The sequence below is a fragment of the Pseudomonas sp. H1_F01 genome (assembly GCF_054681425.1).
The window spans coordinates 6,458,932-6,481,768 of record NZ_CP162823.1 but is presented as its reverse complement, the minus strand read 5'-3'; the positions used below and the strand labels follow the sequence as shown (position 1 = coordinate 6,481,768).

The following is a 22,837-nucleotide window of genomic DNA, read 5'->3' as shown; positions in this document are numbered from 1 at the left end:
GCGGGCAAGCCTTGCTCCCACACAAACCTAAATCCTCGCCATAGATGTGTGTATCAGGCCGACTTGGCCAGGATCAGTCCATTCTCGCTCGCCGCTTCCAGGCGGATCGCGACGAACTTCGACGTTGGAGTGTGGCTGCCGTCGCCCGTGCTTTCCAGTGGCACCAGCGGGTTCACTTCAGGGTAATAGGCCGCAGCCTGCCCGGCAGGAATGTCGAATGCCAGCAGGGTAAAACCCTTGACCCGCCGTTCGCGGCCGTCATCCCAGAGCGAGACGATGTCGGCTTTCTGCCCCGGCTTGAAGCCCAGGCGAATGATGTCCGCTTCGTTGACGAACAACACGTCACGCTGACCCTTCACACCGCGATAGCGGTCATCGAGGCCATAGATGGTGGTGTTGTACTGATCGTGGGAACGCATGGACTGCATGATCAGGTCGGGCAACTGGCCGGTGGCCCGGGTGCGTTCATGCACAAGGTCGGTCGGTAACCGGTTGGGCTTGAAGTTGGCGCGGCCCGACGGGGTGTTCCAGCGCCGCGCACCGGCGCTGTTGCCCAGGTAGAACCCACCAGGGTTCTTCAGCTTTTCGTTGAAGTCCTTGAAGCCGGGTACGGTGTCGGCGATCAGGTCGCGGATGCGACTGTAGTCGGCCACCAGCCAGTTCCAGTCCACCGGACGGCTACCCAGCGTGGCGGCCGCGATGCCGGCGATGATCCACGGTTCGGAGCGCATCTGGTTCGACAGCGGCTGCAGCTGGCCCATGGAGGCATGCACCATGCTGAAGGAGTCTTCCACGGTCACCGCTTGCGCACCTTCGGTTTGCAGGTCGATGTCGGTGCGGCCCAGGCACGGCAGGATCAGCGCTTCCTTGCCGTGAGCCAGATGGCTGCGGTTGAGCTTGGTGCTGATCTGCACCGTCAGGTCGCAATTGGCCAAGGCCTGGAACGTTCGATGGCTGTCCGGCGTGGCTTGGGCGAAGTTGCCGCCCAGGGCGATGAACACCTTCGCCTGGCCGTCGGCCATTGCGTGGATCGCCTCGACCACGTTGTGGCCGTTTTCACGCGGTACCTTGAATTGGAAACGCCGCTCCAGCGAATCGAGGAACGCCACTGGCGGACGCTCGTTGATGCCCATGGTCCGGTCGCCCTGGACGTTGCTGTGGCCGCGTACCGGACACAGGCCTGCGCCTGGCCGGCCGATGTTGCCGCGCAGCATCATCACGTTGGCGATTTCCTGGATGGTCGCCACCGAATGACGGTGCTGGGTGATACCCATCGCCCAGCACATGATCACGTTCTCGCTCTTGGCGTACATGCGCGCCGCTTGCTCGATGTCGACCAGGGTCATGCCCGATTGCTCGACGATCTGTTCCCACGGCGTGTCGTCGACCGCCGCCAGGTAATCCAGCACGTTGGTGCTGTGCTCATTGAGGAACGCATGGTCGAACACTGCCGCAGCGCCAGTGTTCTGCGCTTCGCGCTCCCACTGCAGCAGGAACTTCGCCATACCGCGCAAGATCGCCATGTCGCCACCCAGGGCCGGGCGGAAATAGGCGGTGTTGGTCGGCTTATTGCCGTTGGTGAGCATTTCGATCGGGTTCTGTGGATGCTGGAAACGCTCCAGGCCACGCTCCTTGAGCGGGTTGATGCAGACCACTTGGGCGCCGCGTTTCACCGCCTCGCGCAGTGGTTCGAGCATCCGCGGATGGTTGGTTCCGGGGTTCTGGCCCCAGACGAAAATCGCGTCGGCGTGCTCGAAATCGTCGAAGGTCACTGTGCCCTTGCCCACGCCAACGCTCTGGGACAGCGCTACGCCGCTGGCCTCGTGGCACATGTTCGAGCAGTCGGGGAAGTTGTTGGTGCCATAGGCGCGCACGAACAGTTGATACAAGTAGGCCGCTTCGTTGCTGGCTCGGCCCGAGGTGTAGAACTCGGCCTGGTTCGGGCTGGACAGCCCATGCAGGTGCTTGCCGATCAGGTCGAACGCCGCTTCCCAACTGATGGGTTTGTAGCGGTCGGTTTCGGCGTCGTAGCGCATTGGTTCGGTCAGGCGACCCTGGTACTCGAGCCAGTAGTCGCTCTGCTCCAGCAGCGAGCTCACGCTGTGCTTGGCGAAAAATGCGCCATCGACGCGGCGCTTGGTGGCTTCCCAGTTCACGGCTTTGGCGCCGTTCTCGCAGAACTTGACCACGCCGCTTTCCGGCGAGTCACCCCAGGCACAGCCTGGGCAGTCAAAACCGCCATTCTGGTTGGTCTTGAGCATCATGCGGATGTTTTTCAGTGCATTGTCGCTGGTCAACCAGGCCTGAGCGACGCTGATCAGCGCACCCCAGCCACCGGCCGGGCCCTTGTAGGGCTTGTAGCGCGGTACGGGTTTCTGGTCGGCTTGTTGATGATTGCTCACGCTTGTTTCTCCATCGCAGGGCTGTAGACCCGCGGCGCACTTTTTTGCGGCAGGTGGATGAGGTTGAGGTTGTGTTGGCGAGCCCACTGCACCGCAAGGCCGGTGGGCGACGACAGGCTGACCAGGGTCTGGATGCCGGCCCGCAGGACTTTCTGGATCAGTTCGAGGCTGCAACGGCTGGTGACGATCGCCATGCCGCCGGCCACCGGGATCTGCTGCCGGACCAACGCGCCGATCAGCTTGTCAAGGGCGTTGTGTCGGCCAATGTCTTCGCGACCCAGCAGCAATTCGCCCTGGGCGTTCATGAACAACGCGGCGTGGACTGCGCCGCAGTATTGGCCCAGGGGCTGAAACTGGCTGATACGGTCACGCAGGCCATCGAGCCATTGCGCCGGTGGTAGCGGTGCGCCGGGCAGCACCTTGAGGTTTGGCAATGCCTGTTCCACTGCTTCCACGCCGCACAAGCCGCAGCCACTGGTGCCCGTCAATTGCCGGCGTTGCTGCTTGAGGTTCCAGAAGGCGCGGTTGGCGATGCTCACCTCGGCATGGTGCGCAGCACCCGTGCCGCTCAGTTGCAGGTCATAGATGTCCGATGCGTCTTCAATGATGCCGCTGCCGAGGCTGAAGCCGACGATGAAGTCTTCAAGGTCGGTGGGGGTGACCAGCATGACCGCCTGGCTGATGCCGTTATAGGCAATCGCCAGCGCCACTTCCTCGGCCAGCGCGGTGCTGTCCGTTTGGGAGTGGTCCAGATTGCAGTAGCGATAGCTCTGGCTGGCGGCCGGCGCGGATGTTTCCATCGCTGGCGCTGGACTGACCGGAGGCTTGTCGTTCATAGGCATCACTGAAAGTAGGAATAGTGTTAAGACTAAATGCGGCAATCTGCCACGTCTAATCGCTATTACTGATCTCTCAATAGATGACGTCGATCAAGATGTTGTCGATGATTTCTGGTAGAGGGCAAAACAGGCCTCTGCCAAGGCCGAGCGTGGGGCGCCGCGCCGCATGATCAGGCCCAGCGGGACCAACGTTTGCGCGCTTTCGATGGGCTGGATGCGCAAATCTTCGGTCAGCACATTCAGGCCGCTGTCCAAGGGCATCACCGCGCAACACAGTCCACCGTGCACAGCTTGTAACAATTGATGCACCGCGTCGGTTTGCAACAGCGGTTGAGGCGTGAGGCCCCGGCTGTGGAAATTGTGGTCGATGGATTGGCGAAAGTGCATGCCGCTGGTGAGCATGCCCAGGGGCAGCTCTATCAGCGCTTCCCAGCTCAGCGGTTGTTCGCCAAAGAAGAAAAAGCGCTGGTCGTAGAGCAGACCCATGCGGGTGTGGCTGAAGGGCAGGGCTTCGAAGCGTTCGTTGTCCAGGCGTTCCAAGTAGGAAATACCCAGGTCGATACGGTTGTTCGCCAACTGTTCGAGGATGCGTTCGGAGCTCAGGGACGACAATTCGAAACGCAGGCTGGGGTGCTCGGCGTGCAAGCGCTGCATCATCGCCAGCGGGTCGAAGTCCGACAACGGCACCACGCCCAGGCGCAGCGTACCCACCAGGTTGCCACGACAGGCCGCCGCTTCGGCCTGCAGCCCGTCATAGGCCGCCAGCACCGTGCGCGCCCAGGCCAGCACTCGTTCCCCCGGCGCGGTGAAACCTTCAAAACGCTGGCCGCGGTTGACCAGCGGCAGGTCGAGTTCTTCTTCAAGGCTGCGCAGGCGCATCGACAGGGTCGGCTGGGTGATGTGGCAGCGTGCGGCGGCTTGGCCGAAGTGGCGGGTTTCGTCGAGCGCGATGAGAAATTTCAGCTGCTTGATGTCCATCTTCGCTCCAGGGCGCAGGAAGGTTCGGATTCTAGCGCTTGCGCGTGGTGGGGTCATTGGTCGGTTGGGAACCGGGTTCGTCTCGCCTGGTCTAGTCTTTGCGTCTGGACACTTAAATCAAGGAGCGTGTGCCATGAGTATTTTTAGCTTTGTGAAGGAAGCAGGTGAAAAACTGATCGACCTGCTGACCCCCGGCAATGCCAATGCCAGCGAACAACTGAAAGCGCATATTGAAAAGGTCGGCTTGGGTAATCCGAATGTCCAGGCGACCATCGACGGCGACAAAGTCATCGTCACCGGTGAAGTAGCGAGCCAGGAAGAAAAGGAAAAGATCCTGTTGGCGGTGGGCAATATCGCCGGTGTCGGCAGTGTCGACGACCAGATTACGGTGACTGGCCCGGTGGCACAGGCGGCGCGTTTCGTGACCGTGAAGAAGGGCGACACACTCAGTGCCATCTCCAAGGCCGAGTACGGCGACGCGAACAAGTACAACAAGATCTTCGAGGCCAACAAGCCGATGCTGTCGCACCCGGACAAGATTTATCCGGGGCAGGTGTTGCGTATCCCCGCGTAACCTTCAGGACTGTGGTGCCTTCATCGCGAGCAAGCTCGCTCCCACACTGGATCGGTGGCGAACAGGGATCCAACTGTGGAAGCGAGCCTGCTCGCGATGAATACGGCGCGGTTCAAAGCCCGGCAATCAAGTCCCGATAATCCCCCAACGCGTCAAACTCCCCCGTGTCCTTCGGTCCTTTGCGGCTATCCGGCTCGCTCACGGCCAGCAAGTGCGCCACGCCGAAGTCTCGGGCGCTGCGCAGCACCGGCAGGGTGTCGTCGATGAACAGGCTGCGGGCCGGGTTGAAATTCAAGTCGGCTTGCAGCGCATCCCAGAATTGCGGGTTTTCCTTGGGGAAGCCGTAGTCGTGGGAGCTGATCAAGCGGTCGAAGTAAGGGGCCAGTTCGATGCGTTCCAGCTTCAGGGACAATGAATCGCGGTGGGCGTTGGTGATCATCACCACGCGCTTGCCGGCCCGCTGGATCGCCGCCAGGAAGGTATCGGCGTCCGGCCGCAAGGCGATCAGGTGCGCGGTTTCCAACTTCAGTTCGCGTACCGGCAGTTTCAGCTCGGCGCTCCAGAAATCCAGGCAATACCATTGCAACTGACCGGCGTTGCGCTCGAACAGCGGCTGCAGCTCCATCTCGGCCATCGCCCGGCTCACGCCATGCAGTTCGGCGTAGCGCTGGGGCAGGTGTTCGAGCCAGAAATGGTTGTCGTAATGCAGGTCCAGCAGGGTGCCGTCCATGTCCAGCAGAACCGTATCGATCTCATGCCAGGGCAGCAAAGCCATAAAACTTCTCCAGCGGTAATCGGATATCCGACACAAACAATCAGAATAGGCCGGGTATAGTAGCCCGCTATCGCCCAGGGAGCCGTTTATGCGCCAGAAACCCACCATACTCGATCGCCAGATCGTCGCTACCAGCCGCCTGTTTTGCGTGGAAGAACTGAAATTGCGGTTTTCCAACGGTGTGGAGCGCACCTATGAACGTCTGGCGAGCAAGGGCGCAGGTTATGGCGCGGTGATGATCGTGGCGATGCTCGACGCCGACCACGCGGTGTTGGTGGAAGAGTATTGCGGTGGCACCGACGCCTATGAACTGTCCCTGCCCAAGGGCTTGATCGAGCCCGGTGAAGATGTGCTGGCTGCGGCGGAACGGGAGCTCAAGGAAGAGGCCGGTTTCGGTGCGCGCCAGTTGGAACACCTGACCGAACTGTCGCTGTCCCCCGGCTACATGAGCCAGAAGATCCAGGTGGTGCTGGCGACCGATCTGTATGAAGAACGGCTGGAGGGTGACGAGCCCGAGCCGATGCGTGTGGACAAGGTCAACCTGCGTGAGCTGTCGGCCCTGGCACAGAACCCGCAGTTCACGGAGGGCCGGGCCTTGGCGGCGCTCTACCTGGCCCGTGACCTGCTGACCCAGCGTGGAGCGTTCCTGTCATGACTTTCCCTCATCCGTTGATGGCTCCTGTGGTCGAACTGGCGCTCCAGGCCGGTGAGGCGATCCTGCCGTTCTGGCGCGCCAATGTGCAAGTCAACCACAAGGCCGACGAGTCGCCGGTGACCGCCGCGGACATGGCCGCTCATGATGTGATCGTAGCCGGGCTGATGGCGCTGGCCCCGGATATTCCGATCCTCTCCGAAGAAGACGCCGATATTGCCCAAAGCGTGCGCGCCGGCTGGCATCGCTGGTGGCTGGTAGACCCGCTGGATGGCACCAAGGAATTCATTTCCGGCAGCGAGGAGTTCACCGTCAACATCGCGTTGGTGGAGCAGGGCCGTGTGGTGTTCGGCGTGGTGTCGATGCCCACCAATGGGCGTTTTTACGTCGGCGGCGCAGGGCTGGGGGCCTGGCGTGGCGACAAGGGAGGGCAGCCCTTGCCGATCGCGGTTCGTGACGCCCTGGCGCCAGGTGAAGCCTTCACCGTGGTTGCCAGCCGCCGGCACACCAGCCCGGAGCAGGAACGCCTGCTGGATGGCTTGAGCGGGAGCCTGGGTGAGCTGCAACTGACCAGTATTGGCAGTTCGTTGAAGTTTTGCCTGGTGGCCGAAGGCGCGGCGGATTGTTATCCACGGCTGGCGCCGACCTCCCAATGGGACACCGCCGCCGCCCAGGGTGTATTGGAAGGTGCGGGTGGCGAGGTATTGGACTTGAGCGGCGAACCGTTCTGTTACCCACCGCGTGAGTCGCTGTTGAATACGTCATTCCTGGCGTTGCCAGCGAAAGCGGCGTGGCGTGGGAAGCTGCTGGAGCTTGCTCGCTCTTAAGCCTGGCTCGATCCTTCGTGGCAAGGGGGTTGTGGGAGCAAAGCTTGCTCGCGATACAGGCGCCTCGATCTCTGCAAGACCGCAGCGCATCCATCGCGGGCAAGCCTTGCTCCCACACAGAGATACCTCGTCACAGGGGGCGGCGGTGTTTTAGCGGTGCAACACGTACTGCCCCTCAAACTGCACCGCCACGTCCTCGCTGCCGGTATTCATCACCCGCGTCTGCAACGCCAGCCGCGCCCGTCCGTAACGTCGGTAGGTGGCCAGGAAGCGCTTCCAGACCTTTTCCTCGGGCGCTTCGCAGACGACGGTCGCATCGCGGGTCACTGGCAGCGGGTAGCTGATCTGCCCTTCCTGAATCACGATATGCCCGTCTTCGATGCCTTCCTCGCGCAGGGCCAGGTGCAGCCAGCCCCAGCCGCCGAGCACCGCGCCGCAATACAGGCTGCCACCGAACATGGTGCTCTTGTGGTTGACGTTGGCTGCAAGCGGCAAGGACAGGCGCAGTTGCCGGGCCTGCCAATCGAGCACCTTGAGGCCCATGTCCCGGGTCAAGGGGATGTCGTGGTGCAGGATCGATTCCAGGTAACGACTGTCGCGGTTCATTGCGGGGCCTTTTGCTTGAACGGGAAATGACGATAACTCAATCGGACTCATCGGCCGAACCATGGCTGCTGTCGCCGAAGTGCAGCCCATGTTTGCGTAACTTGTCGTGCAAGGTCTTGCGTGGAATGCCCAAGGCTTCGGCCAGGCTGCGCACCGAGCTGTGGGGGCGGGCCAGTTCGGCGGCGATCAGGGTTTTCTCGAAGTTTTCCACCTGCTCGCTCAAGCCGCCACTGACCACTTCCACCGGTGCGCCGGGGCTGCCGTCGGGCGCGCTGTTGTCCAGGGCCAGTTCCAGGCCCAGGGCAAAACGTTCGGCGGCGTTCTGCAGTTCCCGCACATTGCCCGGCCAACTGTGGCGCAGCAGCAGCGCCCGTTGTGCCGGTTGCAATTCATGGGGCGGCAGCCCGTGGCGAGCGCTGGCTTCATCGGCAAAATGCTGGAACAGCATCAGCGCATCCTCCCCCCGTTCACGCAATGGCGGTATGCGCAGCGGCGCGACGTTCAGGCGGTAATACAGGTCGGCGCGAAAACGCCCCTGGTCGGCGGCCTGGCGCAGGTCTTCCTTGGTCGCGGCTATGATGCGGATATCCAGCGGGATCTGTTGATTGCCCCCCAGCCGCTCCACCACGCGCTCCTGCAGCAGGCGCAGCAGCTTGACCTGGACATCCAGGCTCATGCTTTCAATTTCATCCAGGAACAGCGTACCGCCGTTGGCGAATTCGAATTTGCCGATGCGGCGCTTCTGCGCGCCGGTAAAAGCGCCGGGTTCGTGGCCGAACAGCTCGCTTTCCACCACCGACTCGGCCAGGGCCCCGGCGTTGATCGCCACGAAGGGGCCGTTGCGCCGGCCTGAAAGATCGTGCAATGCACGGGCGACCACTTCCTTGCCGGCACCGGTTTCACCGAGGATCAGCACGTCGGCGCGGGTGGCGGCCAGTGCACCGATCTGCTCGCGCAGGCGCAACATGGGTGTCGATTTGCCGACCAGGCGGGCGCTGAGTTCATGGCGATCGCTCAGGGCAAGGCGCAGGCTGCGGTTGTCCAGCACCAGTCGGCGCAGGGCCAGGGCCCGGCGTACGCTGTCGAGCAGGTGATCGCTGGCGAAAGGTTTTTCCAGGAAGTCATAGGCTCCGGCGCGCATCGCCTGCACCGCCAGTGGCACGTCGCCGTGGCCGGTGATCAGCAGTACCGGCAGCTCCGGGTCCTGGGCGTGGAGTTCGCCCAGCAGTTCGAGGCCATCCATGCCCGGCATGCGAATATCGCTGACCACCACGCCCGGCCAGTCACGGGGCAGTTGCGCGGCCACACCCTTGGCTTCGGCCAGGGGCAGGATTTTCAGGCCGGCCAGGTCGAGGGTCTGGCTCAGGGCCTGACGCAAATGGGGATCGTCGTCGATCAGCACCACCTCAATCCGGTTGTCGATGGTCATACACTTCGGTCCTCGGACGGTTGCAGGCTCACCCCGGGGGCGCCGGCTCGCAGTTTCAGGGTAATCAGGGCGCCGCCTTCCTTGTGGTTGGCGAACGACAGTTCGCCGCCAAAGGCGCGCATCAGGGTGTCGCAGATCGCCAGCCCCAGGCCGAGGCCCTGGGTGCGGGTCTTGGTGGTGTAGAAGGGTTCGCCGGCGCGGCCCAGGGCTTCCATGCAAAACCCGGGGCCGTTATCGCGGATGTACAGGTTGACGCCGGTTTCGGTGGCCTGGGCACTGAGCCAGAGTTTGCGCGGTGGGCCTTTCTCGGTGAGCGCATCGAGGGCGTTGGCCAGCAGGTTGCCGAGCACCTGGCGCAAGCGGGTTTCGCCGGCCTCGACCCACAGCGTGGCGGCCGGCAAGTCGCGGATCAGTTCCACTTCCATGCTGCGTCGGCGTTTGGCGAGCAGCGCCAGGGCGTCGTCCAGCGCCGGTTGCAGGGCGACGCTTTCCGGCGCATGTCGGTCGCGGCGGGCGAAGGCGCGCAGGTGGGCGATGATCGAGGCCATGCGCCCGGTCAGTTCGCTGATCAGCTTGAGGTTGCCCCGGGCGTCTTCGGTGCGTTGGTGGTCGAGCAAAATCTCGGCGTTTTCCGCGTAGCTGCGAATCGCTGCCAGCGGTTGGTTGAGTTCGTGGCTGATGCTCGCCGACATGGTGCCCAGGGCTGACAGCTTGCCGGCCTGCACCAGGTCATCCTGGGCGCGGACCAACTCCTGCTGAGCCTGTTCGCGCTCCAGCACTTCCTGCTTCAGCCGTCGGTTCAGTCCTTCCAGGTCGCTGGTGCGCTCGGCCACCCGGCCTTCCAATTCATGACGGGCCTTGGCTTCGAAGGCGATTCGATCCAGGTAATGACGCCGGCGTTGCATCATCAACCCGAGCAACAACATCAAGACCAGCAACGCCGCGCCACCGATGGCGACCACGGTGCGCACCGGACGATCAATCAGCGTGCGCGGGGCGAGAATGCTCACGCTCCAGCCGGTTTCCTCGATGGACTGGGTCTGGGGCAGCCAGGCGTTGGCGTCCAGGTTCAGCGGCTTGGGATCGCGGGTCGGATACGGTTGTACCGCGCTGATGGCCTCGCGCTCGGCGTCACTCAAGGGCCGGGTCGCGCGAAATCGCCACTCTTGTCGCGACGTGAGGATGACCACGCCGTTGTGGTCGGTCACCAGCAATTGTTCGGGAGTCTTGCCCCACAGGCTTTCGGTGTGGTCGAGGTCGACCTTGACCACCAGCACGCCGATGACTTTTTCGCGGTCGCGCACGGCGGCGGCAAAGAAATAACCACGTTTGGCCGATGTCGTGCCCAGGCCGAAGAAGCGGCCCAGGCGTCCGGCCATGGCTTCGATGAAGTACGGCCGGAAGGCGAAATTGCGTCCGACGAAACTGTCGTGTTTGTCCCAGTTCGACGCGGCCAGGGTCTTGCCGGAAGGGTCCATCAGGTACATGACTTCGGCGCCGGTCTGGGCGCTGATATTTTTCAGCAGCCGGTTGGCGTTGCCTTGAGTCACGCCATCGTCCGGCGCCGACAACGCGGAACGCAAGGCCGGCAGGTCGCCGAGAATCTGTGGCAGCACCTCATAACGGTGCAGCGTGCCCAGCAGGTTGGCGACGTAGAGGTCCAGGGTCTGGCGGTTCTGACCGGCCAACTCGCTGCGGTAATAACGTTCGGCCAGGTGCTCCAACGGCCACAGCAACGGCGCCAGGCACAGCGCGAGCAAGGCCAGGCTGCGCCAACGGGGTCTGCGGGGAAGGGTGGAATTCATGAGCCTCGGACGCCTGTGGTGACAGGCGTATTATGCCTAGTTGCCTTGCAAATACTATTTGTAAGGCAGTACTAGGTTTGTCCGGCAAGGCACTGCTGCAACGCACTTCGCCAGTCCGGTTGGCTCACCCCCCACTCCTTGAACAGGCGCGTGCAATCCAGGCGCGAGTTAAGTGGCCGCGGGGCTGGAGTCGGATAGGCGCTGGATTCAATGGGCTCCAGCAGCGCACACGGTTTGTGCCGATCGAGCAGGTTTTCGCCGATGGCCTGGGCGAAACCGAACCAGGACGTCTCGCCCCGGGCTGTCAGATGATAGGTGCCCCAGGCGCCGGGTTGGCCGGCCTGCCAGCGCTCGATCAGTTGCGCGGTGCTGTCGGCAATGGTGCCGGCCCAGGTCGGTGCGCCGACCTGGTCGGCGACCACCCGCAGCTGCGGTTTTTCCTGCAACAGGCGCTGCATGGTCAACAGGAAGTTGCGACCCTCGGTGGAGTACACCCAGCTGGTGCGCAGAATCAGGTGCTGGCCGCCAGCCTGGCGGATGGCATTCTCGCCGGCCAGTTTGCTGCGTCCGTAGACACTCAGCGGGTTGGGCGTGTCGTCTTCGGTGTAGGGGGCCGGCTTGAGGCCATCGAAGACGTAGTCGGTGGAGTAATGAATCAGCGGGACGCCCAGCGCAACCGCTGCCTGGGCCAGGATGCCCGGTGCCGTGGCATTGATGGCGAACGCCCGCTCCGGTTCACTTTCGGCCTGGTCGACGGCCGTGTGGGCGGCGGCATTGATGATCAGGCCGGGCTTGAGGGCTTCGATGGGCGCGCGCAGGGAATCCGGTTGTGCCAGATCGAGCTGGTCGCTGCCGCGTACGATCAACTCGCCCAGGCCGCTCAGGCGCGATTGGAGCGCCCGTGAAACCTGGCCATTCTGGCCGATGATCAGGATACGCAAGGGGGCACTCATGGGAACAGGTCTGCCTCGTGCAGGGCCTTGCCATTCTGATCCTTGGCCGAGAGGATCGGCGCGCCTTCGAACTCCCAATCGATGGCCAACTGCGGATCGTCCCAGCGAATGCAGCGCTCGGCCGAGGGTGCGTAGTAATCAGTGGTCTTGTAGAGGAAGTCCGCTGATTCGCTCAGTACGACGAAACCGTGGGCAAACCCTGGCGGGACCCACATTTGCCGATGGTTCTGCGCCGACAGGCGTACGCTGGCCCATTGGCCGAAGGTCGGCGAGCTGCGGCGGATGTCCACCGCGACATCCAGCACTTCCCCCGCCGTGACGCGCACAAGCTTTCCCTGGGCTTGTTCGATCTGGTAGTGCAGGCCCCGCAGCACGCCCCTGGTGGAGCGTGAATGATTGTCCTGGACGAACTGCAGGGTGCAGCCAGTCGCTTCGGCAAACGCCCGGGCATTGAAGCTTTCGTAGAAAAAACCCCGGTCGTCGCCAAAGACTTTCGGTTCGATGACCAGGACGTCTGGCAAGCGAGTGGCGATGACCTTCATCGTGTTTCTCCGGCGATGTTAAACAAGTACTGGCCGTAGCCGGTCTTGCCAAAATACTGGGCACGCTCGAGGACGTGCTCGCGGCTGACCCAGCCTTGCTGGTAGGCAATTTCTTCCAGGCATGCCACTTTCAGGCCTTGGCGATGTTCGATGGTCTGCACGTATTGCGAGGCTTCCAGCAGGCTGTCGTGGGTGCCGGTGTCCAGCCAGGCGAAACCACGACCGAAGCGCTCGACGTGCAGGTCGCCGCGTTGCAGGTAGGCATTGTTGACGTCGGTGATTTCCAGTTCGCCGCGCTTGGACGGCTTGATGGCCTTGGCGATCTTGATCACGTCGTTATCGTAGAAATACAGGCCGGTCACCGCGTAGCTGGATTTGGGCGCGGTGGGTTTCTCTTCGATGGATATCGCCCGTCCTTCTGTATCGAAGTCGATCACGCCAAAACGCTCAGGGTCCTTGACCCAGTAGCCGAACACCGTCGCGCCACTCTGCCGGTTGACGGCGGTCTGCAATTGTTCGCCAAAATGCTGGCCGTGGAAAATGTTGTCGCCCAGGATCAGGCACACCGAGTCGCTGCCAATGAATTGCTCGCCGATCAGGAACGCTTGGGCCAGGCCATCGGGCGACGGCTGCTCGGCGTAGCTGAACTGCACGCCAAACTGTTGGCCGTCGCCCAGCAGATTGCGGTATTGCGGCAGGTCCTGCGGGGTGGAAATCACCAGGATGTCCTTGATGCCGGCGAGCATCAGCACCGAGATCGGGTAATAGATCATCGGCTTGTCATAAACCGGCAATAGCTGTTTGGAAACGCCGAGGGTAATCGGGTGCAAGCGTGTGCCGGAACCGCCGGCCAGAATAATGCCTTTCATTACGCAATCGTATCCTTGTTGTCGAGCGAGCCCAGGCGCTCGCCCTGATAGCTGCCGTCCTGGACACGTTGGCACCACAGCAGGTTTTCGAGGTACCACTGCACGGTCTTGCGCAGCCCGGTCTCGAAGGTTTCTTGAGGCGTCCAGCCCAGTTCCCGTTCGATCTTGCTGGCGTCGATGGCATAGCGCAGGTCGTGGCCGGGGCGATCCTGGACGAAGCTGATCAGGTCGGCATAGTGCTCGACCCCTTCGGGTTTGCGTGGCGCCAGTTCTTCGAGCAACGCGCAGATACTGCGCACCACGTCGATGTTTTTCTGCTCGTTGTGGCCGCCAATGTTGTAAGTCTCACCGACCGCGCCTTCTGTAACGACCTTGAGCAGTGCACGGGCATGGTCTTCGACGAACAGCCAGTCGCGCACTTGCTGGCCGTTGCCATAGACCGGCAATGGCTTACCGGCCAGTGCGTTGAGAATCACCAGTGGAATCAGCTTCTCGGGGAAGTGAAACGGCCCGTAGTTGTTCGAGCAGTTAGTCAACAGCACGGGCAAGCCATAGGTGCGTTGCCAGGCGCGGACCAGGTGGTCGGACGCCGCCTTGCTCGCCGAGTACGGTGAGCTTGGGGCGTAGGCGGTGGTTTCGGTGAACAGGTCATCCACACCGTGCAGGTCGCCATACACTTCGTCGGTGGAAATGTGGTGGAAGCGAAACGCGCGCTTCTGCGGCTCGGGCAGGGTCTGCCAATAGGCTCGAGTGGCTTCCAGCAGGCTGTAGGTGCCCACGATATTGGTCTGGATGAAGTCCGCCGGGCCATCAATGGAGCGGTCTACATGGGACTCGGCCGCCAGATGCATGATGGCGTCAGGCTTGAATCGCGCCAGCACTGCACTGACGGTTGATTGATCGACGATATCCGCTTGGACGAATTCGTAGCGACTGTCGTGATCGATGCTGCTCAGCGATTCGAGATTGCCAGCATAGGTCAGCTTGTCGAGGTTCAGGACCTGGTGCCCGGTATCAAGAATCAAGTGCCGTATGAGAGCCGAGCCGATGAAGCCGGCACCGCCAGTGATGAGAATGCGCATCCAGTAAGCCTTTTGGACCAGAGAGTAGAGCGATAAGAGCATAGCTTGTAGGCATGGCGGGGGCGGCGCAAGGGGGATATTGCTGCGTCGACAGGCGACCAGCGCAAGAATGAACCTGTGCGTTGGGATAAATCCTCTCACCGCAGGCCCAATACCAGGGTGCGTAAGTAAGAGGGGTTGCTTATCCCACGACTCAGTGGCGTGATAGTCATCCGATCAAAACCACCTCAGGGGTCGTTGTATGCCACTCACTACGTTGGTTCACCGTGCCAGTTTGCCAAGCCCACAGATCAGCGCCGAGCAGGCGTTGGTGCTGTTGCGCTTGAATTACGGACTCAGCGGTGACCTGCGACCCCTTGGCAGCAACCAGGACCTCAACTACCGCGTCGACAGCGAGCGCGGGCGCTTTGTGCTGAAAATTTGCCATGGCGACTACGCCGTCCAGGAGCTCCAGGCCCAACACGCTGCCCTCAAGCTGTTGGCCGGGCACGGCGCGGTGAAGGTGCCGCGGGTGATTACCGCCAGCAACGGCCAGGACCTGCTGACATTGGACGTCGACGGGCAAGCGGTCCATATGCGACTGCTTGAGTACATCGACGGCCAGTCCCTCACGCAGCTCAAGCACTTGCCGCCTGAGCTGGTGACCGGCCTGGGTCGCCTGTGCGCGGAAATGGACCTGGCCCTGGCGACATTCGACCACCCAGGCCTGGAGCGTACCCTGCAATGGGACGCGCGCCACGCCCCTGCCTTGGTCGATCACCTGTTGCCGGTCATCGACGACGATCAACGGCGACAGCTGATCGCCGAGGTTGCGCAACAGGCCGAGCGTCGTTTGCAGCCGCTCAAGGCCAGCCTGCCGGTGCAGGCGATCCATATGGACATCACCGATGACAACGTGGTCTGGCAGCGCGATGCCCAGCGCCAATGGCAATTGCAGGGCGTCATCGATTTCGGCGACCTGATCCGCACCTGGCGCATCACTGACTTGTCGGTGACGTGCGCGGCCCTGCTGCACCACGCCGACGGCGACCCGTTCTTCATCTTGCCGGCGATCAAGGCCTACCAGGCGGTCAACCCCTTGCAACGCGAAGAACTGTTGGCGCTGTGGCCACTGATCGTGGCGCGCGCCGCGGTATTGGTGCTCAGCGGTGAGCAGCAGGTTTCCATCGACCCGGACAACCAATACAGCCGTGACAACCTGGCCCATGAGTGGGAGATTTTCCGGGTCGCCCACTCGGTGCCCTTCGAGTTGATGGAAGCGGCGATTCTCAGCGCCGTCGGCCACAGCCTGCCGCCCATCGCCAGCGAAGGCTTTGCGCCGCTGTTGCCGACCCTGGTGGGGCGTGAGTTCGCGCTGATTGACCTGGGTGTACTGAGCCCGCATTTCGAGGCCGGCAATTGGGAGCAGCCGGGGATCGACCAACGCCTGCTGAGTGAGGCCGCGGGCGTTCATGGCCTGGCCGCCAGTCGCTATGGGCAGTACCGGTTATCCCGCACTCGGCCGGACAGCGCCGTCGAACCCGATACTTATCCACTGCACGTGGAGTTGAGCGTTCCTCGGGGGACGCCGCTCGAATCCCCGTTCGCTGGGGTCGTGCACAAGACGGCCGACGGCCTGTTGCAACTGGACAGCGCGCAGTTGAGCGTGCGGCTGTGGGGCGTGACGTCGCCGCTGCATTCCGGCGCGGCACTGGTCAAGGGGCAGGTGCTGGGCGAAGTGACGGGGCCGTTGCGGGTCCAGTTGTGTAGGGGCGCCCAGGTGAGTCCACCGCTGTTCTGCGCGCCCTCCAGGGCACTGGCCTGGCAGGCGCTGTGTCCTTCGCCGGCGGTGCTGCTGGGACTGGCTTGCGATGCCGAACCGGAGATCGATCCCGAGTTGCTGCTGGCCCGTCGCGATGCGAGCTTTGCCCGTTCGCAGAAGCACTATTACGTCGATCCGCCGCGTATCGAGCGCGGCTGGCGCAATCACCTGATCGACATGCAGGGCCGCTCCTACCTGGACATGCTCAACAATGTCGCGGTGCTGGGCCACGGCCATCCACGCATGGCGGCAGTGGCTGCCCGGCAGTGGTCGCTGCTCAATACCAACTCGCGTTTCCACTATGCGGCGGTTGCCGAATTTTCCGAGCGCCTGCTGGCGCTGTCGCCGTCCAACATGGATCGGGTGTTCCTGGTCAATAGCGGCACCGAGGCCAACGACCTGGCGATCCGCCTGGCCTGGGCCTACAGCGGCGGGCGGGACATGCTCAGCGTATTGGAGGCCTATCACGGCTGGTCGGTGGCGGCCGATGCGGTCTCGACGTCCATCGCCGACAACCCCCAGGCCCTGAGCAGCCGCCCGGACTGGGTGCATCCGGTGACTGCCCCGAACACCTATCGCGGCGAATTCCGTGGCCCCCACACTGCGCCGGACTACGTGCGCAGCGTCGAACATAACCTGGCGAAAATCGCCGAAAACAAGCGCCAGCTCGCCGGTTTCATCTGCGAACCGGTGTACGGCAACGCTGGTGGGATTGCGCTGCCGCCCGGTTACCTGAAGCAGGTCTATGCGATGGTGCGCGAGCGCGGTGGGGTCTGCATCGCCGACGAAGTACAGGTCGGTTACGGGCGCATGGGCGAGTTTTTCTGGGGCTTTGAAGAGCAAGGCGTGGTGCCGGACATCATCACCATGGCCAAGGGCATGGGCAACGGCCAGCCGCTTGGCGCGGTCATTACCCGCCGGGAGATCGCCGAGGCGCTGGAAGCCGAGGGGTATTTCTTTTCGTCGGCCGGAGGCAGTCCGGTCAGTTGCCAGATCGGCATGGCGGTGCTGGATGTCATGGAAGAAGAGAATCTCTGGGAAAACGCCCGGGTGGTGGGCGGGCACTTCAAGGCGCGGCTGGAGGCCTTGATCGACCGCTATCCATTGGTCGGCGCGGTGCATGGCTCCGGGTTCTACCTGGGCGTGGAACTGATCCGCGACCGCGACACGTTGGAGCCGGCCACTGAAGAAACCACGGCGCTGTGCAACCGTCTGCGAACGTTGGGGATTTTCATGCAGCCGACCGGCGATTACCTGAACATCCTCAAGATCAAGCCGCCGATGGTCACCACGCGCCAGAGCGTGGATTTCTTCGTCGATATGCTGGTGAAGGTCTTGGACGAGGGGCTGTAACTAATCTGGAACGCCAAGCTGTTCCCCTGTGGGAGCGAGCTTGCTCGCGATGGACGGTGCCCAAGCCAATATTGATTTGGCTGACCCAACGCTATCGCGAGCAAGCTCGCTCCCACAGGGTTTTGCGGTTTTTTAAATCGATTTTTGTCGATGTTTGGCGCTATTTTTTGATGGGTGCTAGTTTTTCTGGCTTTATTAGTCGATATTTATCGTTTATAAAGTTGCCGCTGCCCATCGCCCAGGAGATGACCCATGACAACGTTGCACAGCACTCCCCGCGCGGATGGTTTCCACATGCCTGCCGAGTGGGCGACCCAGACCCAGGTCTGGATGATCTGGCCCGAGCGTCCGGACAACTGGCGCCTGGGCGGCAAGCCCGCGCAGGCCGCTCACGTAGCCGTCGCCAAGGCCATCGCCCGTTTTGAACCGGTGACCGTGGCGGTGTCTGCGGCCCAATATGAAAATGCCCGGGCGCGTCTCGACGTGCCGAATATCCGCTTGGTGGAAATGTCCAGCGACGACGCCTGGGTTCGCGACACAGGGCCGACGTTCATCATCAATGACAACGGCGCAGTGCGCGGTGTCGATTGGGATTTCAACGCCTGGGGCGGTTTCGACGGTGGCCTGTATGCGCCGTGGAACCGTGATGCGCAAGTGGCCGGCAAGATCCTCGAGATCGAGCGCAGCCCGCGTTATCGCACCGAAGGTTTTGTGCTCGAGGGCGGCTCGATCCACGTGGATGGTGAAGGCACCCTGATCACTACCGAAGAGTGCCTGCTCAACCGCAATCGCAACCCGCACTTGAGCCGCGAAGAGATCGAGGCGGTGCTCAGCGCGCAGTTGGCGGTGGACAAGATCATCTGGCTGCCGGACGGTCTGTTCAATGACGAAACCGATGGCCATGTGGATAACTTCTGCTGCTACGTGCGGCCGGGTGAAGTGCTGCTTGCCTGGACCGACGACCCGCAAGACCCGAACTACACCCGTTGCCACGCGGCGATGAACGTGCTGCAAAACAGCACTGACGCCAAGGGACGCCCATTCACAGTGCACAAAATGCCGATTCCGGGGCCGTTGTACGCCACCGAGGAAGAATGTGCCGGCGTCGATGCGGTGGAAGGTTCCCAGGAGCGCAACCCAACCGTGCGGCTGGCCGGTTCTTATGTGAATTTCCTGATCGTCAACGGCGGCATCATCGCCCCAAGTTTTGACGATCCGCTGGACGCACCGGCCAGGGATATCCTGCAGAACCTGTTCCCGCAGCACGAAGTGGTCATGGTGCCAGGACGTGAACTGTTACTGGGGGGCGGCAATATCCATTGCCTTACTCAACAGCAACCTGCACCGCGGGCAAAATGAGTGGCGATGTAACAGCTGGGTTTTATCGAACGCGTCGGCTCTAAGTCGGCGGTTTTGGATCCATCCTGGCAAGCCCGCGGCCCAATTGGGTCGTGGGTTTTTTTGTGTCTGTTTATAGCTGTCATGGATACGTTGGCATAGCTCTTGTATCAGTGTTCCGGCAGTTTCGGGGAGCGGAACTGCGTTGTTTTGTCATAAACCTTGGATAAATTGGCCGCTCATCAACCAGGAGAGGGCGCTGGAATGAATATGACAAGCGAGCGCACATGCCATCCCTTGGCCGTTAATGGTGAGTCGCTTCAAGCCTTGGCGCAGTGGTTGAAGTCCAACGGAACGCGTCAGATCAGAGAACCTGATCCGCGCCGGATGATCGTTGAACGTTACCCCGTTGGCTTGTTCAGCGAGGCAGAGCTGGAAGCGTTGTGGGATGTGATGCAAGGATAGAATTCGACGGATTGATAAAAAGCGCTGGCCGGGATGGCAGCGCTTTTTTTGTGTCCGCTGGCTTTCGAATTCACACAAATCCCTGTGGGAGCGAGCTTGCTCGCGATAGCGGTGGATCAACAACACTGCTGTTGACTGACACACTGCCATCGCGAGCAAGCTCGCTCCCACAAGGGGTGGTGTTCAGATTCAGTGGGAATTCGACCGATCCGCGAAATAGATTGAAAGCCATTCCAGCGTTTTTCCGCAGCCCTCCCGAGGCTACCCTGCTGTCATCGAATCCTGACGGCTAGCGGAGTTCCCATGACCACCCTTCACTACATCTACGACCCGCTGTGCGGCTGGTGCTACGGCGCCAAGCCGCTGGTGCAGGCCGCCCGAAGCGTATTGCCGGTGATTGCCCATGGCGGCGGCATGATGACCGGTGCCAATCGCCAGCAGGTCTCGCCACAATTGCGCAATTACGTGATGCCCCACGACCGGCGCATCGCCGAATATTCCGGACAGCCATTTGGCGAGGCCTATTTCGAAGGTTTGCTGCGTGACCACAGCGCCGTGTTCGATTCGGCGCCGCCGACCGCCGCCATCCTCGCTGCCGAAGAGCTCGGCGGCCACGGCCTGGAATTGCTCGGGCGCCTGCAAACCGCGCACTACGTCGAAGGCCGGCGCATCGCTGACGAAGCCGTCCTGCTGGAGCTCGCTCAATCCATTGGCCTGCCGGCCCAGGCGTTCCTGGCGGCGTTGCGCGCGGTTGACGTGCAGGGGCATATCAAGGCCAGTCGTACCTTGCTGGCCCAGGTCGGCGGCCAGGGTTTCCCGACCTTTGCCCTGGAGCAGGACGGCCAGTTCACGCTGATCGACATCGGCCCTTGGCTCGGCAAACCCGAGGCATTCGCCCAATGGCTGACGCAAGTCTTGCCGGAGCAGGCCTCTACGCCATCGTCGGCCTGCGGTCTGGATGGTTGTTCGTTTTGATCGATTCTTAGATGTTTTTCGCCTAATTACAGACGATTCACGAAATTGACACACCGTTGAGGGCGAGACTAGGATTCGTCCTACGCCTGTGGCTAACAGCCATGACTCTTAAATAATAAAAAGGCCCGACACGATCATTCGTGGGCGGGCCTTTTCATTATTTTCAGGAGCAAGAGTCCGAAAAAGAGCGCAAAAGCGCCATTTCGGTTGCCCGCCGCAGTGCGTATCAACCCGTACAAGGAAAATAATCATGTTGAACAAGCGCATTAGTTTGATCGCACTGGGGATCTTGAGCACGACACACGCCATGGCCAACGACCAGGCTGAGTCCAAAGGGTTCGTTGAAGACAGCAGCTTGAAAGTGCTGTTGCGCAACGCTTATATCAACCGCGACTACAAAGATGGCAACGAAGACAAGGCCGAATGGGGCCAGGCGGCCATAGGTACCTTCTCGTCCGGTTTCACCCAGGGCACCGTGGGTGTCGGTGTGGATGCGTTCGGCCTGTACGCGCTGCGTCTGGACGGTGGTAAAGGCCGCAGCGGTGCGGGCGGCATCGACTTCTTCAAGCAAGGCGACAGCGGCAACGCGGCCGATGATCTGTCCAAGTTCGGCGCAGCGGTCAAGTTCCGGGTCTCCAACACCGTGCTGGCCTACGGCGACCAGATGCCGGCCCTGCCGGTGCTCAGCTATGACAACTCGCGCCTGCTGCCGGAAAGCTACACCGGTACGCTGATCACCTCCAAGGAGATCAAGGGCCTGGAACTCAATGCCGGCCGCTTCACCGCCGAATCGCGCAAGAGCGCCGAAGGCCGCGACAGCGGTGGCCTGAAGTCGATCAACGTCTTGGGCGGCAGCTATCAGTTCACCGAGCAGTTCAAGGCTTCGCTCTACGCTTCGGATGTCGAGGACGTATTGAAGAAGCAATACGTGAACGCCAACTATGTGTTCCCGCTGGCCAAGGATCAGTCCCTGACCCTGGATTTCAACGGCTATCGCACCAAGCTGGATAACAGCTACGTTCGTGAAAACAACGTCACCGGCGATGACAACAAGATCTGGAGCCTGGCTGCCACCTTCGCCACAGGCCCGCACAGCTTCACGCTCGCCCACCAGCGCAGCACCGGCGACAGCAACCTGGGTTATGCCTACGGCGGCTATCAGCGCGAGCAGAATCGGGTGGGTGATGGTGGTAACACGATCTACCTGGCCAACTCCTACTGGTCCGACTTCAACGCTGAAGACGAACGCAGCTGGCAGTTGGGCTATGGCCTGGACTTCACCACCTTCGGCGTGCCGGGCCTGACCTATAACGTCGCTTATGTGCGTGGCGACAACATCACCACCTCTACCAGCGAAGGCGGTACCGAGCGCGAGATCTTCAACCAGTTCAAGTACGTGGTCCAGAGCGGCCCGGCCAAGGACTTGAGCGTAAGGTTGCGCAGTTCCGTGCTGCGGGTGTCGCAGAAGTCCAGCGAGTACAACGTCAGCGGCAATGAGCTGCGGGTGTTCGTGGATTACCCGATCAACGTCTTCTGATGCCTGATCGCGTTGTAAGTGGATAAAACCGTGGCGAGGGGGCTTGCTCCCTCGCCATGCCTGAAGTGAATAGCGTTGCGGCCTCAAACTCGGGTGCTTTTGGCTTTTAACGCAAAAAACAACGCTGGAACCGCCTGTTTTCCCGAGCAAAAGTCGTACTAATGCGGCTTTATCCGCCGTTTCAAGCACCGCTTGAAATGCCTCAAATACTTTCTCATGGACGTAAATCCTGCACCTACTAGATTAGGCCGCTCAATGCAGCGGAGACCTATGAAAAATGATCGTTCTGAACAGGGAAGTGGGCGAAGCGCTAAGACGTGACAAATACGTCAACGTTCGCGGTGGGGACTTCAACCTCTACGGTCATTTCGGCGATTTTGTCCGGCTGACCAAAAGCTGGGAAAACATGGAGCCCGACAGTTACTACGGCCAGGCCGAGTCAGGCATGCGTTTTCGCCGCTACAGCGACTTCGAATACAACCCTACGACCCGTGAGCTCACGCAGCTCGAACACCGGGCCTACATTCAGTCCAAGGCCAACAACAGCTATGTCGGTGGACTGGAGCGACACTTCCAGGACTTCTCCAACGAAGTGATCAATTCGCCGGTGATGCGCAGCCTGATCGACACGGACTTCGAGGTTTACAAGAACGTCCTGCCACAGGAACTGCACGATGAAATCTGGCAGTGCCAGATCCATCAGATCCGCATCGAGATCAAGCCGGGCAAACAACTGGAAATCACCCCCGAAGGGATTCACTGCGACGGCTATCCGTTCAGCGGCGTGCACTTCTGGGGCCGTCAGAATGTGGCGGGTGCGGAAAGCCGCTTGTACAGCGCCCAGGAAGAACAGCTGGCGGCGACGACCTACGAGGACATCCTCGACACCACGTTCTTCCTTGATCGTGACATGCGCCATTACGTGACCCCGGCGCGCAACACCCATAGCCATGACATGGCGTACCGGCAGATCCTGGCCATCTCCTTCTCGCGGCCCGGGACCGCTTTCGACATTGTTCGCTGAACGGCTCGAAC

At 61.6% G+C, this 22,837-nt stretch carries 20 protein-coding genes; 9 read left to right on the top strand and 11 right to left on the bottom strand.

Annotated elements, in window-relative coordinates:
- Positions 1–53 precede the first annotated feature (53 nt).
- The 3 genes from AB4O09_RS29180 to AB4O09_RS29170 form a co-directional block, all read right to left on the bottom strand.
- Positions 54–2,402, bottom strand: a complete 2,349-nt coding sequence (locus AB4O09_RS29180) for an FdhF/YdeP family oxidoreductase (protein WP_027911791.1) — start codon at positions 2,400–2,402, stop codon at positions 54–56.
- Positions 2,399–3,238, bottom strand: a complete 840-nt coding sequence (gene fdhD / locus AB4O09_RS29175) for a formate dehydrogenase accessory sulfurtransferase FdhD (RefSeq protein WP_039013470.1) — start codon at positions 3,236–3,238, stop codon at positions 2,399–2,401. Before fdhD ends, AB4O09_RS29180 begins: the two co-directional genes overlap by 4 nt.
- 93 nt (positions 3,239–3,331) lie before the next feature.
- Positions 3,332–4,219, bottom strand: coding sequence for a LysR family transcriptional regulator (locus tag AB4O09_RS29170; protein WP_003196722.1), 888 nt, complete (start codon positions 4,217–4,219; stop codon positions 3,332–3,334).
- Positions 4,220–4,352: 133 nt separating this feature from the next.
- Between AB4O09_RS29170 and lysM the strand changes: the two genes are divergently transcribed.
- Positions 4,353–4,793 (top strand): peptidoglycan-binding protein LysM, encoded by a 441-nt coding sequence (gene lysM, locus AB4O09_RS29165; RefSeq protein WP_003196724.1) that lies wholly within the window; start codon positions 4,353–4,355, stop codon positions 4,791–4,793.
- 112 nt (positions 4,794–4,905) lie between these two features.
- Here the strand turns inward: lysM and yrfG are convergent, their stop codons facing one another.
- Positions 4,906–5,568: a GMP/IMP nucleotidase gene (gene yrfG / locus AB4O09_RS29160; RefSeq protein WP_003196727.1), complete on the bottom strand. Its 663-nt coding sequence runs from the start codon at positions 5,566–5,568 to the stop codon at positions 4,906–4,908.
- 88 nt (positions 5,569–5,656) lie between these two features.
- Here yrfG and nudE point away from each other — a divergent pair, with 88 nt between their 5' ends.
- Positions 5,657–6,223, top strand: a complete 567-nt coding sequence (gene nudE, locus AB4O09_RS29155; protein WP_003196729.1) for an ADP compounds hydrolase NudE — start codon at positions 5,657–5,659, stop codon at positions 6,221–6,223.
- Positions 6,220–7,047 carry a 3'(2'),5'-bisphosphate nucleotidase CysQ gene (cysQ, locus tag AB4O09_RS29150; protein WP_223528970.1) on the top strand — a complete coding sequence of 276 codons (828 nt, stop codon included), beginning with the start codon at positions 6,220–6,222 and terminating at the stop codon, positions 7,045–7,047. The genes nudE and cysQ overlap by 4 nt, the downstream gene beginning before the upstream one ends.
- Before the next feature lie 150 nt (positions 7,048–7,197).
- Here the strand turns inward: cysQ and AB4O09_RS29145 are convergent, their stop codons facing one another.
- The 7 genes from AB4O09_RS29145 to rfbB all read right to left on the bottom strand — a co-directional run bounded on the left by AB4O09_RS29145 (position 7,198) and on the right by rfbB (position 14,333).
- Complete coding sequence (locus AB4O09_RS29145) at positions 7,198–7,653, bottom strand: YiiD C-terminal domain-containing protein (RefSeq protein ID WP_003196733.1); 456 nt, start codon at positions 7,651–7,653, stop codon at positions 7,198–7,200.
- Positions 7,654–7,690: 37 nt separating this feature from the next.
- Complete coding sequence (locus AB4O09_RS29140) at positions 7,691–9,082, bottom strand: sigma-54-dependent transcriptional regulator (protein WP_003196734.1); 1,392 nt, start codon at positions 9,080–9,082, stop codon at positions 7,691–7,693.
- Entirely contained in the window at positions 9,079–10,887 is a 1,809-nt protein-coding gene (locus tag AB4O09_RS29135; protein WP_013692047.1) for a sensor histidine kinase, read from the bottom strand. Before AB4O09_RS29135 ends, AB4O09_RS29140 begins: the two co-directional genes overlap by 4 nt.
- A 71-nt stretch (positions 10,888–10,958) precedes the next feature.
- Positions 10,959–11,840: a dTDP-4-dehydrorhamnose reductase gene (gene rfbD, locus AB4O09_RS29130; protein WP_032833053.1), complete on the bottom strand. Its 882-nt coding sequence runs from the start codon at positions 11,838–11,840 to the stop codon at positions 10,959–10,961.
- The gene (gene rfbC / locus AB4O09_RS29125; protein WP_003196741.1) at positions 11,837–12,382 is read right to left on the bottom strand and encodes a dTDP-4-dehydrorhamnose 3,5-epimerase; all 546 of its coding nucleotides are present in this window, start codon (positions 12,380–12,382) and stop codon (positions 11,837–11,839) included. Before rfbC ends, rfbD begins: the two co-directional genes overlap by 4 nt.
- Positions 12,379–13,251 carry a glucose-1-phosphate thymidylyltransferase RfbA gene (gene rfbA, locus AB4O09_RS29120; protein WP_003196744.1) on the bottom strand — a complete coding sequence of 291 codons (873 nt, stop codon included), beginning with the start codon at positions 13,249–13,251 and terminating at the stop codon, positions 12,379–12,381. The genes rfbC and rfbA overlap by 4 nt, the downstream gene beginning before the upstream one ends.
- The gene (rfbB, locus tag AB4O09_RS29115) at positions 13,251–14,333 is read right to left on the bottom strand and encodes a dTDP-glucose 4,6-dehydratase (RefSeq protein ID WP_003196746.1); all 1,083 of its coding nucleotides are present in this window, start codon (positions 14,331–14,333) and stop codon (positions 13,251–13,253) included. Before rfbB ends, rfbA begins: the two co-directional genes overlap by 1 nt.
- Before the next feature lie 241 nt (positions 14,334–14,574).
- Here rfbB and AB4O09_RS29110 point away from each other — a divergent pair, with 241 nt between their 5' ends.
- The 6 genes from AB4O09_RS29110 (at position 14,575) to AB4O09_RS29085 (ending at position 22,826) form a co-directional block, all read left to right on the top strand.
- Complete coding sequence (locus AB4O09_RS29110; RefSeq protein ID WP_003196748.1) at positions 14,575–17,487, top strand: aminotransferase; 2,913 nt, start codon at positions 14,575–14,577, stop codon at positions 17,485–17,487.
- Between the two features lie 252 nt (positions 17,488–17,739).
- On the top strand, positions 17,740–18,846 hold the full coding sequence (aguA, locus tag AB4O09_RS29105; RefSeq protein ID WP_003196750.1) for an agmatine deiminase: 1,107 nt from the start codon (positions 17,740–17,742) through the stop codon (positions 18,844–18,846).
- Between the two features lie 243 nt (positions 18,847–19,089).
- Positions 19,090–19,290, top strand: a complete 201-nt coding sequence (locus AB4O09_RS29100; RefSeq protein WP_003196752.1) for a hypothetical protein — start codon at positions 19,090–19,092, stop codon at positions 19,288–19,290.
- A gap of 303 nt (positions 19,291–19,593) precedes the next feature.
- Positions 19,594–20,265, top strand: coding sequence for a DsbA family protein (locus tag AB4O09_RS29095; RefSeq protein WP_027911788.1), 672 nt, complete (start codon positions 19,594–19,596; stop codon positions 20,263–20,265).
- A gap of 250 nt (positions 20,266–20,515) precedes the next feature.
- Positions 20,516–21,802 carry an OprD family porin gene (locus AB4O09_RS29090; RefSeq protein WP_003196762.1) on the top strand — a complete coding sequence of 429 codons (1,287 nt, stop codon included), beginning with the start codon at positions 20,516–20,518 and terminating at the stop codon, positions 21,800–21,802.
- A gap of 277 nt (positions 21,803–22,079) precedes the next feature.
- Positions 22,080–22,826, top strand: coding sequence for a 2OG-Fe dioxygenase family protein (locus AB4O09_RS29085; protein ID WP_003196764.1), 747 nt, complete (start codon positions 22,080–22,082; stop codon positions 22,824–22,826).
- Positions 22,827–22,837: the final 11 nt, after the last annotated feature.